Here is a 16,630-nt window from a genome sequence, read left to right as displayed (position 1 = left end):
AAAACTATGCCAAATAAAAAAGCTCCCCGAAACGAGAAGCTTTGTCATATTTAAAGACGATTTGATTATAAATTGAAAGAAACGCCAAGACTGCCATTGTTACCTACTTCTGCAAAAACCCCAATTTTCTCTGTGAAGAAATAACGGGCTCCGATGTGAGCGCCTACTCCAAAGTCTCTTCCAAGCACTCCAAGGTCTACGCCTGGGTAAATATCCCATTTTGAAGGAAGATTCAGGGCTTCCTGCAAATGAAAGTTCAGTCTTCCGAAAACAAAAACACGATTATCCTTATCGTTGTCTTTGTAATTGTCAAAATACCCATTGATCCCGGCACCCACTGAAATAAGTTTGTTGAGTCCATAGTCGTAAGTTCCCGTAATTCCGGTTCCATATCCCCAGGCGCTCAGCCCCAGTTGTATTTTCTGATCTCCCTTTCCTGTCCAGGCCTGAGCATTAGCCATAGCACCAAAAAAGAAGATCGCCACCATAAAAAACAATTTCTTCATAAATTTTTAATTTTAAGGATAATAATAAAAAATATTTCTATCAAAAATGAAACCGAAAGAACGGCAATATGATAAAAACGGTTGACTTTAATACATTATTAAGAAATAGTGCCCGATTTTTGTGTGAAAAACTACTTTTTCAACCATTTAATTCTCCTTTTGTAAAGATAAAAGCTGTATTTTTATACTTCATATTTGAAATAATTTAAAAGAATAAAAGATGAAAGTTGCAGGGCTTAATTTAGATATCATCTGGAAAAATAAAACTGAGAATTTTGCACGGATAGAAAGTGAACTGCTGAATGTGGAGGCAGATCTGTTTCTTCTTCCTGAAATGTTTTCAACAGGTTTCTGTATGGATGCTTCCGAAGTATCAGACAGGAATAATGAATCACTGGAATTTTTGAAAAAGATCTCAAAAGAGAAAAATGCAGCATTCTGCGGGAGTGCTCCGGTAGAACAAAACGGTAATTTCTACAACAGAATGTATTTTGTGAAGCCGGATGGCGAAATCTCCTTTTATGATAAAAGACACCTGTTCTCTTTTTCCGGAGAAGATAAGGTCTACACACCGGGAAAAGAAAGAGTAATCGTTGAATACAAAGGAATACGTTTCCTGCTTCAGGTATGTTATGATCTTCGTTTTCCTGTTTTTGCCCGAAATAATGATGATTATGATGCCATTTTATATGTTGCCAATTGGCCCGAGAAGAGAGTAGGAGCCTGGGAGCATCTGTTGAAAGCCAGAGCTATTGAAAATTTATCTTTTGTATTTGGTCTCAACAGAATTGGAACTGATGGAAATGATCTGTTGTATCAGGAAAGTTCTCACTGCTTCTTTGGTGATGGAAAAGAAATTTCTCAGAAACAGGGAAATCTCGTATCTGCAGAATTATATATGGAAGAATTGAACGATTTTAGAAAGCATTTTCAGTTTTTGAATGACCGGGATAGTTTCTCCATTCAACTATAAAAAATAATAAAGGCTGAAATTCACGTGAACTTCAGCCTTTATTATTTTTTGTCTTTATCTAAACATATTGTTGCAGAAGGTTCGTTAACGTGTTCACATCATGAACACCACTTTCCTTCCATAGCATTTCTCCTTTTTTGAAAATGGCCAGTGTAGGAACCCCGCGCACTCCGTATTGAGCGGCCAATGCGGGATATTGATCTACATCTACCTTTATAATTCTGGCCCCTTCGCCAATGTTTTCCTTTACCGTATTTAATACCGAAGACTGTACTTTACAAGGCTGGCACCATGTTGCGAAAAAATCTATCAGAACAGGTCTTTCGGAATCTATAATTTCCTGAAATTTTTGTGACATAGTTTTGGTTTTATTAGTTTGCTTTTTTGTTTGTTTCGTCCTGAATCGCTTTTACATGTTTCCAGGTTGTACCATCATAAGCCTCCACACCATTTTTCTTCAGAATTTCCATCGCCTGATCTGCCTGAATTCCTTTATTGCAAAATACAACAACTTTTTTTCCTTTTAAAGTTTCTATGTTGTTTTGAATCTCTGCCAAAGGAATATTGATTGCATTTTTTGCTGTTCCTGCAGCATACTGCTCCGGAATCCTGACATCTACCAGTGTTACCTCAGAACTGTTGACTACTTCTTTAATGCTGGCAGTAGGAATTGCTGTTGTAGGCGATGTCTTACAGCTACTTAGTATAAAAGTCAACACTAAAATTAATCCGGAAAACTGAATTTTCATGATCTTACAGGGTCTTAGATTGGCATACGAAATCTGTAGTTGGCAGTTTTTCTGTTTTTTTGATCCCGTTAAAACCACCTTCTATTTCGGTAAAATTCCTGATTCCGTGTGAGTTAAGTATGCTTGCTGCAATCATACTTCTGTATCCGCCGGCACAGTGAAGGAAAAAATGTTCAGAATCATCAATAGTGCGTGCCCAGTCACTGATAGTGTCTAGTGGCTTATTATAAGCATTGTCAATGTGTTCTGCAGAATACTCGGTGAGTTTTCTTACATCAATTACGGTAGCATCTGCTGTAAACTGTTCTGCAAATTCAGCCGGAGTAATTCTTTTGATCTCATCCGTTTCCTTACCTGCATTTTTCCATGCTTCAAAACTGCCTTTCAGGTATCCTATCACATTATCAAAGCCTACTCTGCTCAGTCTGGTAATCACTTCCTCTTCAGTACCTTCATCAGTAATTAATAATAAAGGGTGTTTTACATCTACAATAAGCGTTCCTACCCATGGGGCGAAATCTCCTTTCAGTCCTATGTTGATAGAGTTCGGAACAAATCCTTTATGGAAGTCCGCAGCTCCTCTTGTATCTAAAATTAATGCTCCAGTTTCTTCCGCCAAAGCTTCAAAGTCCTCCGCTTCAACAGGCTGCAGCCCCTTGTTCATTACAACATCAAGGCTTTCATAGCCACCTTTGTTTAAAGCGACATTCATCCCGAAGTATTTCGGTGGAGCTGTTAAACCATCCAGAACTTCTCTGACGAAAGACTCTTTATTCGGTTGATTAAGTGCATAGTTGGTCTTCTTTTGATTTCCTAAAATGTCTACCGTTTCCTTCTGCATATTCTTTCCGCACGCAGATCCGGCTCCGTGAGCCGGATAAACTGTGATGCTGTCATCCAACGGCATAATTTTGCTCTGAAGGCTATCATATAGAATTCCCGCAAGATCCTCCTGGGTAAGATTAGTCGCCTTTTGAGCAAGATCCGGTCTTCCTACATCTCCCAGAAACAATGTGTCACCTGTGAAAATTGCAGTTTCAACACCATTTTCGTCTATTAAAAGGTAAGTACTACTTTCCATGGTGTGTCCCGGTGTGTGCAGTACCTTTATCTTAACTTTTCCGATCTCAAAAATCTGATTATCTTCAGCAATAATGGCATCAAATTCAGGAACAGCAGTAGGTCCGTATACAATCGGAGCACCTGTCTTCTTGCTTAAATCCAAATGTCCGGATACGAAATCAGCATGGAAATGAGTTTCAAAAATATATTTTAAAGTGACATTATCTTTTTCCAGGCGATCCAGATAAGGTTTTACTTCTCTTAAAGGATCAATAATGACAGCTTCATTCTCTGATACAATATAATAGGCACCCTGAGCCAGACAGCCCGTATATATTTGTTCAATTTTCATTGGGTCTTTTTTTTAATGAGTTAAAGATACGAAGTATTAGATCAATTCTAAACGAAATGTTAAATTCCATTGATAGTTTCTTTCAATACTTTCTTAAACGTACGTTTGGTATCTGCTGTTTTTTTAGCAAAAAGAATGCCTTACATAATGTCAATTGGCAAATGCTGTTTTATATCATGTCCTGCTTCTGGAACAATGTCTTTAAAGCATTCATTTTACTCTATCTGATAATATATTTTGTACAGAATTTCATTGGTGCTTTCTGTAATGTTCTTCTCTGTTTTGAATTGGAGATATTCCTCTTTATTAGCTTCTCCTTCATCATAACGGATCAGTCTTTTGTACTTATCATAGAGGTAATCTTTAATTTTTCCGTTGTCTGCTAATCTAATTATTTCACCAAAATATTTTTTAGTGTCTTCGTGCATCGGCCATTTTGTTTCATGAGTTTTATAGAATTCTATCATTTTGTCTATAGCATATACTTCAGACTCGATATTCATATCATTGAAGCCTGTCAGAAGTTCTTTTTTTTCTGCATTTTCTCCCAGCCATTTTATTTTTGCATACACCGAAGCAAGCACAGCATTAGTCATCATGGAATCTCTTTTGATAACAGGAGATAAGATGATATCCGGAGTATGGCTAATAGGAAGAGTTTTTTTAGCAGCGATATCCAATACACCAAAATATGTCTCAGCTTTGTTTTTGAGTTCAGACAGTTGATCATGGGTCATTTCATCGCTTGATCCTCTGATTTTAAAGCCCCATCCTCCACATTCATAAATAGAAAGGAGTGACTTCTTATCAGTATATTTTACACCTTTGAAAAAATCACGTTCACCCATTGAATGATCAAAAATTGAATAGATATAGTTTACTTTTACCTTATCATTGGATATATTTCCAAACATAGGTTTTAAGTCTACACTTTTATTGGAATTCTGATTCAGAACCGTTTCATATATGGAAAATTCGTCTCTCAAAAGCTGGTTGTCAACTAATTTTTTAGGATAAATATAGAAGGTCAGGACCGTTTTACTTTTTTTACGGTGTTGTTGTACATAGCTTACCACAATGTGCTTATTCTGTAGATCATAAGATACTATTTCTTCTCTTTGAAAGCCAGACCATAAAACTGGGAAAACGGCTGATGTCGGTAAGTGGGTGTAATCGCCTTTAATCTGTAAATTAACAGGTTCATTTCTTTTCTGAGCAAGAAACAAGGTGGAGGAAAAAGCAAAAATAACGAGTAGAATTTTTTTTAATGAAATCATGTGTGGTATATATGTTGTTCTCAAGGCTAAATTAGAAAATAAATTTAGGGAACTTAGAATATAATTTAATTATTAATATTATTTTATTTACTCAAATTTTTCTAAAAAATTTTATATTTATAAGTTTAAAAAAGCAATCAAATGGCAGACAAAACACAATTTATTGAAGAACTTAACGCTAGATATACTCCTAAAGGAGAACATATAATATTAGGAAAAGGGATGTTGGATGGAGAAGTTGTTACGGAAGTAAACGTAACCATTCCTCTGAAAACGATTAACCGCCACGGTCTTATTGCCGGAGCTACCGGAACCGGTAAGACAAAAACATTACAGGTATTCGCAGAACAGCTTTCTCACGCAGGAATTCCGTCTCTCGTTCTGGATATTAAAGGGGACTTTTCCGGGATTGCAGAAGCAGGACAAATGAATCCCATCATTGAGGAAAGATATGCGAAGACACAGCTTCCATATAATCCCCAAGGCTTTCCGGTAGAATTGATGAGCATTTCAGGAGGAAAAGGAGTGAAACTGAGGGCTACGGTTACAGAATTCGGGCCTGTTTTATTAAGCAAAATCCTTGAATTGAATGATACCCAGCAAAGTATCATGTCTATTGTCTTCAAATATTGTGATGATAAAGGACTTCCCTTAATTGACCTTAATGATCTGAAGAAAGTGCTGCAGTATGTAACGGATAATGCACAGGGAAAAGCGGAGCTTGCTGCCAATTACGGATCCATTGCATCAGCATCTTTGGGAGCTATTTTAAGATCTATTGTAGCTTTGGAGCAGCAGGGCGCAGCAGGATTTTTCGGTGAATTAAGCTTTGACGTTCATGATTTACTGGAAACAAGAGATGGAAAAGGAGTGGTTAATATTTTAAGAGTCGCAGATATTCAGAATAAGCCACAGCTTTTCTCAACATTTATGCTTTCGCTTTTTGCTGAAATTTATATGACGTTTCCGGAAGAAGGAGACAGTGGGAAACCAAAGCTGGTACTATTCATTGATGAAGCCCATCTGATTTTTGATGAAGCTTCCAAAGCGCTTCTTTCACAGATCGAAACAATGGTGAAACTGATCCGTTCCAAAGGAGTAGGAATTTATTTTATTACCCAGATTCCCGGGGATGTTCCAGAAAATATTCTTTCCCAATTAGGGTTAAAAATACAGCACGCTTTAAGAGGATTTACCGCAAAAGATAAAAAAGAAATTACCAAAGCGGTAGAAAATTATCCTACCACAGAATATTACGAAGCTTCCAGCCTGATCCAGAATCTGGGAATTGGAGAAGCATTTGTGACAGCTCTGGATGAAAAAGGAATACCGACACCATTAGTGCATACTTACCTGATTTCTCCCGAATCGAGAATGGATGTTCTGAATGAAGCAGAAATCTCCGATCTTACTTCCAGATCAGCAATGGTAGCAAAATATGAGCAGGCATTAGACAGAGAGTCTGCTTATGAAATGCTGACCACCAGAATGGAACAGGCAGCACAAAACCCCGCACCTACACAGAAGGCAAAACCCGTAAAAGAAGAACCCGGAATGTTCGAACAGGTTTTACAGAGTAAGGCTGGCCGTACCTTTACCTCTACTTTAATGAGGGAAGGAGCAAAAGCCATTCTCGGAATGTTCGGGCTGGGAGGCAGAAGAAGATAATTTTGAAAGCTAACCTGCTGTATTTTGATATATTTTTTGTTATTTTAGCAGGTTATCTTTACATAACAGTAAAAACAGAGCCTTATTTTATTGGGGAATAAAAGCGGGTCTAAATAGTAAACTAGAAAAACAGCAGTTAACACACATTCATGTATTCAATTATAGATATAGAAAGTAATGGTGCAGGTTATAGAAATGAATGCATTATAGATATCGCCATCTACAGATATGACGGTCAGAAAATTACAGATCAGTTTATATCCCTTGTAAACCCCGAAGGTGATATTACTCCTTTTGTACAGAAGTTGACCAGTATTACCCCAAAAATGGTCAAGACTGCTCCGAAATTTCATGAAATTGCCAAAAGAGTGATAGAAATTACTCAGAATACAACTTTGGTAGGGCATAATATTGATTTTGATTACAGGATGCTTCGCCAGTCATTCAAAAGGCTTGGTTATGATTTTAAAATCAATACTTTAGATACAATTCCGTTAGCAAAAAAACTGATTCCTGATGAAGTAAGTTATTCGTTGGGAAAACTGGTGAAATCATTGGGTATTCCATTGACCAACCATCACAGGGCGGAAGGCGATGCAAGAGCTACATTAGAACTTTTCAAACTTCTGATCTCAAAAGATATTGAAAATGAGATTATTCAGAAGCAGCATGATGAGTCTAATGCCAAAACGTATATCAACAAAATCAAAGAACTGACTCAGGATCTTCCTAATGACAAAGGTTTTGTGTATTTTCAGGATGAAGCAGGACGTATTATGTTTTCTGATTATGTTCAGGATATCAACAAATTTTCCAAAAAGGTTTTCAATTCCAAATCAAAAAAATGGGAACAGATTCAGAAAGATGTTGAACAGATTAATTTTGAGCTTACAGGAACAGATATTATTGCCAAACTGATCCTTAATTCCAAGAATATTAAAAAGAAAGAAGTGTTACCTTTCGGATTATATTTCAGGAATAATAAATATGTAGTTGAGAAAAATAAGCTTAATAAAACTGAGAAGCCGGTCTTAAAATTCAGATCATTTACACAGGGCGCAAAAGCGGTTCAGTTCATAGGATCTCAGGAAGAATTTAAGGATTTTGCTGTCTTGAAACAAAAAATTGAATTCAGAAAAAGAAATGAACTTTGGCTCGGGCCGGGAAGGAAATTAGGAGAAAAACTGTTTTTAATTATAGAAAACGGAAAAGTAGTTTCATTTGGCTTCTATGAATTGTTTACGCAGATTCAGACGCTGAGTAAGCTGGCTAAGCTGAAAATTGACCTTCCGTTGTCTTCCACGGATCTGAATAACGAGTTGCAGCTGGCACTTCTTCGTGCGGATTTTGAGACATTACCACTGCCGAAGTGACAGAGTATTTACATGTTATAAGTTTATTCTGAGGAAAATACAATTCAAATCAATTTTCCTGAAATCAAAAAATAAATAGTATTTTTGCAAAAAATAAATAGAAGCAATGCAAAATTTTAAACAAAATAAAACTGGAAAAAAGGGAACTGTAAAGTTCTCTAAGGTTTGGAATATTTAAAAGAGTTGTCTTGCATAAAAAATAATCAATGTGGCAGGCTCTTTTTCGAAGAATCTGCCTTTTTTTATGTTAAAATGAAATTATGAATTCAAAAGAATTATTAAAGATTGCCAATGAGTTTGGCACACCGGTGTATGTTTATGATGCTGAATCCATCAAAATTCAATACGAAAAACTTACCTCTTCATTTTTAAAACATACTAAGTTCTTCTACGCAGCGAAGGCCTTGACCAATATCAATATTCTTAAGTATGTCAAGAATCTGGGTGCATCTTTGGATTGTGTATCTATCAACGAAGTTAAGCTGGGATTAAAGGCAGGATTTTCGAAAGAAAAAATATTATTTACACCCAACTGTGTTGACCTGGCGGAAATAGAGGAAGCAATGACTTTTGGAGTTCATATTAACATTGATAACATTTCTATTCTTGAGCAATTCGGGAATAAATACGGAAATACCTATCCGATTTTAGTAAGAATCAATCCGCATATTTTTGCAGGGGGTAACTATAAGATTTCAACTGGGCACATCGACAGTAAATTCGGGATTTCTATTCACCAGGTTCGTCACATCGAAAGAGTGATGAAGAGTACCAACCTGAATGTTGAAGGTCTTCACATGCATACGGGAAGCGAAATTAAAGATCCTGATGTATTTCTTCAGGCTTTGGAGATTATGCTGGAACTTTCTGAGCATTTCCCGAACCTGAAATATCTGGATATGGGAAGCGGGTTCAAAATCCCTTACCAGGACAGTGAAGAAGAAACTGATGTGAAAACATTAGGAAAAAAAGTGGAAAAAGTAATTTCTGAATTTTCAAAATCTACAGGAAAAAAATTCGAATTATGGTTTGAACCTGGAAAATTCTTAGTAGGAAAAAGCGGGTATTTATTAGTGAAAGCTAATGTAATCAAGCAGACAACAGCTACTGTTTTTGTTGGAGTGAATTCCGGATTTAATCACCTGATCCGGCCAATGTTCTATGATTCTTACCATATGATTGAAAACCTGTCCAATCCAAAAGGTGCCGAAAGAATTTATACGGTAGTAGGAAATATCTGCGAAACAGATACGTTCGCATGGGACAGAAAACTGAACGAGGTAAGAGAAGGAGATATTCTTGCTTTCCATAATGCAGGAGCTTACGGTTTTGAAATGAGTTCTAACTTCAATTCAAGATTAAAGCCTGCTGAAGTATTATTCTTGGACGGAAAAGCTCATTTGATCCGTAAAAGAGACGAGTTTGAAGACCTTTTGAGAAATCAGATTGAAATAGTGATGTAAAATCCGAAACATACGATATGAACAGCCACCTTTTTGGTGGCTGTTTTGTTTTACATGAAATGAAACCTCACGGGTTTTCAAAACCCGTGAGGTTTCAATAGAATCAAAATTTACATTACAATTTTTTAACATCGAGTTAGGGATGGAGTCTCAATTTTATTAGTTAAATTTGATAGAGATAGGAAGATTTTCTTCTTCTCAAATACTATTTTCACCAAAAAATAACCACCAAAACAGACTAATTATGGCAAAAAACATAGCAGAGCAGATTGTTGAAATGCTCGAAAATGCCAATGTGAAAAGAATTTATGCAGTAACCGGCGACAGTCTCAATCATCTGAATATTGCCGTTAAAAAAAGCAGCATCCAATGGATTCATGTAAGACACGAAGAAGTAGGGGCTTATGCCGCCGCTGCGGAGGCTGAGCTTGATGGTTTGGCAGTTTGTGCCGGAAGCTGCGGGCCAGGACACGTTCATTTGATCAATGGAGTGTATGAAGCTCATCGCTCTCATGTTCCTATGCTGGTGATTGCTTCCACCATTCCCAGTGATGAAATGGGCATGGATTACTTTCAGGAAACCAATACGATAAAGCTGTTTGATGACTGCAGCTATTATAATCAAATGATTACAAGACCTGAACAGGTACAGAGAACCTTGCAGACCGCCATTCAGCATGCTATATCCAAAAAAGGAGTTGCGGTGATAGGTCTACCGGGAGATGTTTCTGAGCTGGATGCCGAAGAAGGCTCTACTTCCACCCAAATCTTTAAAACCAATCCTGTCATAAGACCTTCGGATGACGAGTTGAAAAGCCTGTCAACACTGATAAATAATAGTAACAAAGTAACAATCTATTGCGGAATTGGTGCTGCTGAAGCACGCGATGAAGTGATTGCTTTGTCCAATTTGTTAAAAGCACCTGTAGGATATTCATTCCGCGGGAAAATGGCTATTCAGCCCAATAATCCCAATGAGGTAGGGCTTACAGGTCTGTTAGGATTTCCTTCGGCCTATCATGCCATGCACGAAGCTGATCTTGTTATTCTCCTGGGAACGGATTTCCCTTATCAGAAATTCATGCCTGTAAAAAATAAAATCGTCCAGATTGATGAAAGTCCTGAAAGATTAGGAAGAAGAGCAAAACTGGAGCTGGGGCTTTCCGGAGACGTCAAAGAAACCATTAAAGCACTGCTTCCCTTACTCGAAGAAAAAACGGATGTTCATTTTCTGAATGAACAGCTGGCGTTTTACGATGAAGTAAAAGAAAACCAGTTGGAGTATGTTAAAGATTCTGGAAAAGAGAATGCTATTCAGCCGGAATATGTGGCTTACACTTTAGATAAACTTGCTAAACATGATGCTATTTTTACCGTAGATACCGGAATGTGCTGCGTTTGGGGAGCCCGCTTTATTACAGGAACAGGCGAAAGGAAAATGCTGGGATCATTTAATCATGGATCAATGGCTAATGCGATGCCAATGGCGATAGGTGCTGCATTGGCACATCCCGAAAAACAAGTGATTGCCCTTTGTGGAGATGGAGGATTATCTATGCTTTTAGGAGATATGGCTACTATTTTTCAGTATAAATTACCAATCAAATTAATTGTTTTCAATAACAGAACCCTGGGAATGGTAAAGCTGGAGATGGAAGTTGGCGGAATGCCAGATAATGAAACAGATATGATCAATCCGGATTTTGCCATGGTAGCACATGCAATGGGCTATCCGGGAAAAAACGTTCATCTTCCCGAAGATGTGGAAAGTGCTATCAAAGAATGCCTGAATTATGAAGGACCTTATCTTCTGAATATTTTCACCAATCCCAATGCGCTGGCTCTTCCTCCCAAGATTGAATTTGACCAGATCATGGGAATGAGCAAATCTATGGCTCAGCTCATGCTTGGAGGGAAAATGGATGAGGTTTTTGAAACGGTGAAGACCAATTATAAACATATCAAAGGCCTGCTTTAAGAAGAAAAGAAAAAAAGAAAGTTATCTGAAATCAGAACCCATATGTAAAACTTCATGCTTGGCGTGAAGTTTTTCTTTTTTATACATAAGCTAAATATTTACCTTTGTTTATTATTAGAAAACAATCATGAGAGCTATATTTTTATTTTTGGCATTATGTGTGATGAATTTTTCATGGGCACAGGATCAGGAAGAAAGGGATGATTCCTTCATCAGAGAAAGCAACAAAAATCTTTTAAAAATAGATATTAGAGAACCCTTTATGCAGGTTGCTGTAAAATGTAATGCTTTTAAACCCGCTGCTTTTGAAGGAGGTGTTGCAGCCTACAAAGATATCCTGAACCGATATATGTATGCGTACCTGAATTCTGATTTCTATGCTTTGACGGGAGATTTTACCTTTACCTTAGTGCTTGATGACAAAGGAAAAGTAACGGATGTGAAAGGAATGCCTAAGGTGGCCAACAGCGAAGTTTTCTTTGATGATATGCAGTACGTTGTAAGAAGGATAAAGAAAAACTGGATTCCGGCGTCTTGTAACGGGAAGCCAGTAGCCTCACAGATTAAAGTTAAAATGAACTTCTCTTCAATGTCCGTGGATATTGATTAAATAATATAAACACAATAATGAAAAAGACTTTTATTATGTTTTTTCTGGCTTTTGTATCTCTGTATAAAGCGCAGATACTTGATGAATATCCGGAGAAACAAAGCTTTTATGAAGGAGGAATGGTTAATTTTTACAAAGATGTTCACGAATATCTTATTAATAATAAATTTAAGGAGTGTGATGAAAAAGAGATTTATCAGCCAAGAATTATTGTAACAGAAAAAGCTGAAGTTAAATTCATCAAAGATTCTGATACGGCTAATATTGCAAGAAACAAATGTGCATACAATATGTCCAGGGAGCTTCTTAAAAACCTTAAAAAATGGAAGCCGGCTGAAGCCAAAGGCTGGAAAATTGGGGCTATTACTGAGTTTATTTTATATCCAAAAGATGTAATGAGTAATTACCAGCCGGGTTATGATGCCAATAAATTTGTAGCGCATACCAAATACCCTGAAGGATCGAAAGCTTTTCATACTTTATTTCATGATAATTTTATGACGATTTTTTCAGATTATCAGCTTAACGGAAAGGTAAATCTGGAATTTTATATCAGCAAAGACGGTCATATTATTAATCCAAGAGTTTATCCTGAAGTTTACAATCAAAATTTTAATACTGATTTTATGCGGACTCTTGCAAGAATGAAAAAGACCTGGATACCAGCTTTTTATAAAGATATTCCGATTGTGGAGAGGATTTCATTTCCGGTACAGTTTTCAATAACATTTACTGAAAGATAATCCTGACATTCTGTCACAATATTTTGTATCTTTGCAAACTTATTCGTTCGTAATTTAAAATTACGAACCTTAAATCGATTATCGTGCAGGAAAAATATATAGACGAAACAAAACAGGGCGAAGCTTTTGCTATTGCAGAAAGACCGGAGAACTCTAAAAAACTGTTTTTAGAAAGCTATGGCTGTCAGATGAATTTCTCTGACTCTGAGATTGTTGCATCCATTCTTAATGAACAGGGCTATAATACAACGATGAAAGTTGAAGAAGCCGACCTGATTCTTTTAAATACATGCTCCATCCGCGAAAAAGCGGAACAGACCGTAAGAATGCGTCTTTCTCAGTTTAAAAATCTTAAAAAGGAAAGACCGAATATGACGGTTGGTGTTCTGGGATGTATGGCGGAAAGACTGAAAACCAAGTTCTTGGAAGAAGAACAGTTGGTGGATCTTGTTGTAGGTCCGGATGCCTACAGAGACTTACCGAACCTTTTGAAAGAAACCGATGACGGGAGAGATGCCATCAACGTTATTCTTTCCAAAGAAGAGACGTATGCCGATATCAATCCTGTCCGTTTAGGAGGAAACGGTGTTACCGCTTTTGTGACCATTACAAGAGGTTGTGATAACATGTGTACATTCTGTGTGGTTCCATTTACCAGAGGACGAGAAAGAAGCCGTGACCCGCACTCTATTATTGAAGAATGTAAAGATCTTGCCAATAACGGATATAAAGAAATTACCCTTTTAGGACAAAACGTAGACTCTTACCTTTGGTATGGTGGTGGTCCTAAAAAAGATTTTGCCAAGGCATCTGAAATACAGAAAGCAACGGCTGTAAATTTTGCGCAACTTCTTGATTTAGTGGCTAAAGCTGTTCCTGAATTGAGAATCAGATTCTCTACTTCCAATCCTCAGGATATGAGTCTGGACGTATTCAGAATGATGGCAAAACATGACAATATCTGTAAATATGTACATCTTCCTGTACAAAGCGGAAGCAATAATATGCTGGAAGCGATGAACAGACAGCATACCCGTGAAGAATATCTTGATCTGATCAGAAAAGCGAAAGAAATTGTTCCGGAAGTAGCATTTTCACAGGATATGATCGTAGGATTCTGTAATGAAACAGAAGAAGACCACCAGGATACGTTAAGTCTGATGAGAGAAGTGGAATATGACTACGGTTATATGTTTGCGTACTCAGAAAGACCGGGAACTCCTGCTCACAAGAAAATGGAAGACAATATTCCGGCTGATGTGAAGCAGAGACGTCTTGCTGAGGTTATTGCCCTTCAGGGAGAGCTTTCAAAACAAAGAATGAAATCGTATGTTGGAAGAGAGCACCAGATTCTGATTGAAGGAATTTCCAAGAAAAATAAAAACCAGTGGAAAGGAAGAAACTCTCAGAATGCCGTATGTGTCTTCGATAAACTGGAAGGACAGAAAATAGGTGACATTGTGAACGTTTTTGTGTATGACAATACGCAAGGCACACTTTTAGGGAGAACAGCAGAATAAAATTAAGTTTCAGGGTATAAAAGAATTTGGCCAGACAAGCGAAAAGATGCTATCCCTGAAAAACTTAAAAGAAAAATATATATTCTGAAAAAATCAACGGGTATATTACCGTAAGATTTTTAGTAAATTGTTACGCAGTTTACAAAATCACTCGAAGGCTGGATGCCGGAAGAGATAAAAGGTTTAAAAGTAGATGATTATCAGGATTTAACCTATAAATTGAAAATGGAAAAGTTTCAGAGGTATTACCTTAGCTTTTTGTTACTTATCGTTTACACCAATACTATTGCACAGGTCAACTGTAATGCAGTAGAGGGTGAGAACTGCAAAAAAGCGTGTGAGTTATACAACTGGGCTTCAGATTTACAAAGTTTCGCAGAATCTCAGGAAGGTTTTGATAAAGCCATTGAACTGTGTCCGGATTTCTCCCATGCTTATATGGAAAAAGCCGTTCCATATCTTAAAAACGGAGATTTTGTAACCTGGAAGATTTTAATTGATAAAGCCGTTGCCTTAGATCCCGGGATGCACCCTGGTTACAGAGGCTGGACAAAGTTTCAGTTTCTGAGAGGCTATAGAAGTGCAATTCAGGATTTAGAAGGTTTAAAAAAATATAAGCCCGGAGACTTAGGAAGATCTCAGAACGGAGACTATAATCTGGACGTAGTAAGAGCGGTGTCCTACGCTGCTTCAGGACAGAAAGAAAAAGCATCTGGGATTATAGAAAGGTTTCTGGCTGCCAGAGGTTATGCGAAGGGACTGTTTGATCATTATCAGCTGGGTGTTACCTATCTTGAGCTGGGAAGATATGACAAAGCCCTGGAAAATTTTGAAAAACAAAGCAAAGGGTACGACTTTGCTGAGAATACATACTTTAAAAGTAAAGTTTCTAAGATCAGAAACAAAGATTATTTGGATTTAAACATGTTAGCCCTGCAAACGTATGATGAAGGAAAGGCCATGAAAGCTGTCTGCACTCATCAATTTAACAAGGTCTACACACAACAGGTTGAAGTGCTGTAGAAGATTAACATTCAATCAATAATCAAAAATTTACTTATGAGCAACGAGCTACAAAACATAAAAAACCGTTTCGGAATTATCGGAAACTTTCCTGCACTCAATCGTGCCCTGGAAAAATCTATCCAGGTTGCACCCACAGATATCTCTGTACTTGTGATTGGAGAAAGTGGGGTGGGAAAAGAATTTATTCCGAAAATCATTCATTCAGAATCCAGAAGAAAACATCAGCCTTATATCGTGGTAAACTGTGGAGCCATTCCGGAAGGAACCATAGACTCTGAGCTATTCGGGCACGAAAAAGGAGCTTTTACAGGAGCTACAGCTACAAGAAAAGGATATTTTGAAGTGGCAGACGGCGGAACCATCTTTTTGGATGAGGTAGGAGAACTTCCCCTTCAGACTCAGGTACGTCTTTTAAGAGTGCTGGAAAGTGGTGAATTTATGAAAGTAGGTTCTTCACAGGTACAGAAAACCAATGTGAGAATTGTGGCAGCTACCAACGTTAATATGATGAAAGCCATCCATGACGGAAGGTTCCGTGAGGATTTGTATTACCGTTTGAATACCGTTCAGATTGATATGCCGCCTTTGAGAGAAAGAAAAGGAGATATCCATTTGTTATTCAGAAAATTTGCAATAGATTTTGCTGAAAAATACAGAATGCCGGAGCTGGAGCTGGAGCAGAGTGCTGTTCATTATATAGAAAGTTATTCTTTCCCGGGGAACGTCCGCCAGCTAAGAAACTTAGTAGAGCAGATGACCGTTGTGGAAAGAAACAGAAATATCACTGCAGAAAAACTTGCTGAGTATATTCCGATGGAAACGCATCTCCCAATGGTCGTAAATACTCAAAGTACTCCCAAGCAAAACGATTTCGGAAGCGAAAGGGAAATTATGTATAAAATCCTGTTCGATATGAGGAATGATATTAATGATTTAAAATCCTTAACTTCGGAACTGATCAAGAACAGAGGTACAGCAGATCTGAGCAATCATGAGAAAAACCTGATCAACAGAATTTATACTTCTGATAGTCAGTCACAAGTGAATTCCGGATCGATGTTATATTTTGAAAATAATAATGATACGCCGGCCGTTCAGACTCCTACGATTATTTCAAACCCTGATGACAGCTATGAAGATATTGAAGATATCGAAATTGAAGAAAACAGACCGGAATCACTTTCTCTTCAGAATAATGAAAAAGATTTGATTATCAAGGCTTTGGAGAAGCATAAGGGACGTAGAAACAGAGCTGCAGATGAGCTGGGAATCTCACAAAGAACTTTATACAGAAAAATAAAACAATATAACCTGGAAGATTAGCACAACA

The 16,630-nt window shown here is 37.4% G+C and carries 15 protein-coding genes; 10 read left to right on the top strand and 5 right to left on the bottom strand.

Going from position 1 to position 16,630, the window contains the following annotated elements:
* Positions 1-65: 65 nt before the first annotated feature.
* Positions 66-506, bottom strand: coding sequence for a DUF6646 family protein (locus V0410_RS14535; protein ID WP_202840121.1), 441 nt, complete (start codon positions 504-506; stop codon positions 66-68).
* Between the two features lie 220 nt (positions 507-726).
* On the opposite strand from V0410_RS14535, the gene V0410_RS14530 reads away from it, so the two are divergent.
* Positions 727-1,479: a nitrilase family protein gene (locus V0410_RS14530; RefSeq protein ID WP_330744477.1), complete on the top strand. Its 753-nt coding sequence runs from the start codon at positions 727-729 to the stop codon at positions 1,477-1,479.
* Positions 1,480-1,537: 58 nt separating this feature from the next.
* On the opposite strand, the gene V0410_RS14525 is transcribed toward V0410_RS14530, so the two are convergent.
* The 4 genes from V0410_RS14525 to V0410_RS14510 form a co-directional block, all read right to left on the bottom strand.
* Complete coding sequence (locus V0410_RS14525; protein ID WP_047424552.1) at positions 1,538-1,837, bottom strand: thioredoxin family protein; 300 nt, start codon at positions 1,835-1,837, stop codon at positions 1,538-1,540.
* A gap of 13 nt (positions 1,838-1,850) precedes the next feature.
* Positions 1,851-2,228: a rhodanese-like domain-containing protein gene (locus V0410_RS14520; RefSeq protein WP_330744470.1), complete on the bottom strand. Its 378-nt coding sequence runs from the start codon at positions 2,226-2,228 to the stop codon at positions 1,851-1,853.
* Between the two features lie 4 nt (positions 2,229-2,232).
* On the bottom strand, positions 2,233-3,642 hold the full coding sequence (locus tag V0410_RS14515) for an MBL fold metallo-hydrolase (protein ID WP_330744468.1): 1,410 nt from the start codon (positions 3,640-3,642) through the stop codon (positions 2,233-2,235).
* 215 nt (positions 3,643-3,857) lie between these two features.
* Positions 3,858-4,919, bottom strand: a complete 1,062-nt coding sequence (locus tag V0410_RS14510; protein WP_330744466.1) for a hypothetical protein — start codon at positions 4,917-4,919, stop codon at positions 3,858-3,860.
* A 141-nt stretch (positions 4,920-5,060) separates the two neighbouring features.
* Here V0410_RS14510 and V0410_RS14505 point away from each other — a divergent pair, with 141 nt between their 5' ends.
* From V0410_RS14505 to V0410_RS14465, 9 genes are all read left to right on the top strand, one after another.
* On the top strand, positions 5,061-6,587 hold the full coding sequence (locus V0410_RS14505; protein WP_330744464.1) for a helicase HerA-like domain-containing protein: 1,527 nt from the start codon (positions 5,061-5,063) through the stop codon (positions 6,585-6,587).
* A 149-nt stretch (positions 6,588-6,736) separates the two neighbouring features.
* Positions 6,737-7,960 (top strand): 3'-5' exonuclease, encoded by a 1,224-nt coding sequence (locus tag V0410_RS14500; RefSeq protein ID WP_330744462.1) that lies wholly within the window; start codon positions 6,737-6,739, stop codon positions 7,958-7,960.
* 260 nt (positions 7,961-8,220) lie between these two features.
* Positions 8,221-9,423: a diaminopimelate decarboxylase gene (gene lysA, locus V0410_RS14495; protein ID WP_170872057.1), complete on the top strand. Its 1,203-nt coding sequence runs from the start codon at positions 8,221-8,223 to the stop codon at positions 9,421-9,423.
* Between the two features lie 244 nt (positions 9,424-9,667).
* Positions 9,668-11,401 carry a thiamine pyrophosphate-dependent enzyme gene (locus V0410_RS14490; RefSeq protein WP_330744459.1) on the top strand — a complete coding sequence of 578 codons (1,734 nt, stop codon included), beginning with the start codon at positions 9,668-9,670 and terminating at the stop codon, positions 11,399-11,401.
* Positions 11,402-11,528: 127 nt separating this feature from the next.
* Complete coding sequence (locus V0410_RS14485) at positions 11,529-12,011, top strand: hypothetical protein (protein WP_330744458.1); 483 nt, start codon at positions 11,529-11,531, stop codon at positions 12,009-12,011.
* 17 nt (positions 12,012-12,028) lie between these two features.
* Positions 12,029-12,754 (top strand): energy transducer TonB, encoded by a 726-nt coding sequence (locus V0410_RS14480; RefSeq protein WP_330744456.1) that lies wholly within the window; start codon positions 12,029-12,031, stop codon positions 12,752-12,754.
* An 83-nt stretch (positions 12,755-12,837) separates the two neighbouring features.
* Positions 12,838-14,274 (top strand): tRNA (N6-isopentenyl adenosine(37)-C2)-methylthiotransferase MiaB, encoded by a 1,437-nt coding sequence (miaB, locus tag V0410_RS14475; protein WP_330744454.1) that lies wholly within the window; start codon positions 12,838-12,840, stop codon positions 14,272-14,274.
* A 162-nt stretch (positions 14,275-14,436) separates the two neighbouring features.
* Entirely contained in the window at positions 14,437-15,297 is an 861-nt protein-coding gene (locus V0410_RS14470; RefSeq protein ID WP_330744453.1) for a tetratricopeptide repeat protein, read from the top strand.
* Between the two features lie 36 nt (positions 15,298-15,333).
* Complete coding sequence (locus tag V0410_RS14465; RefSeq protein WP_110011538.1) at positions 15,334-16,623, top strand: sigma-54 interaction domain-containing protein; 1,290 nt, start codon at positions 15,334-15,336, stop codon at positions 16,621-16,623.
* Positions 16,624-16,630: the final 7 nt, after the last annotated feature.

This window comes from Chryseobacterium sp. CP-77 (assembly GCF_036362765.1).
GTDB lineage: Bacteria > Bacteroidota > Bacteroidia > Flavobacteriales > Weeksellaceae > Chryseobacterium > Chryseobacterium cupriresistens.
The sequence above is the reverse complement of the archived record's forward strand: the minus strand, read 5'-3'. Positions and strand labels throughout refer to the sequence as shown.